At 56.0% G+C, this 348-nt stretch carries 1 rRNA gene; it reads right to left on the bottom strand.

The features are described 5' to 3' along the window. Nucleotides 1-348: ribosomal RNA gene (locus H0H10_RS41540) — 23S ribosomal RNA — on the bottom strand; the annotation flags it as partial.

The raw sequence follows: 348 nt of genomic DNA, 5'->3' as shown, positions 1-348 counted from the left end.
GGTCGCGCGCTTCAGCGCCATCCATTTTCGGGGCTAGTTGATTCGGCAGGTGAGTTGTTACACACTCCTTAGCGGATTTCGACTTCCATGACCACCGTCCTGCTGTCTTAATCGACCAACACCCTTTGTGGGTTCTAGGTTAGCGCGCAGTTGGGCACCGTAACCCGGCTTCCGGTTCATCCCGCATCGCCAGTTCTGCTTACCAAAAATGGCCCACTTGGAGCTCTCGATTCCGTGGGACGGCTCAGCGGAGCAGCCGCCCCGTCCTACCTATTTAAAGTTTGAGAATAGGTCGAGGGCGTTGCGCCCCCGATGCCTCTAATCATTGGCTTTACCCGATAGAACTCG

Origin of the sequence: Streptomyces griseicoloratus, assembly GCF_014534645.1 — a bacterium.
GTDB lineage: Bacteria > Actinomycetota > Actinomycetes > Streptomycetales > Streptomycetaceae > Streptomyces > Streptomyces griseicoloratus.
This window is presented reverse-complemented; position numbering and strand designations above follow the sequence as displayed.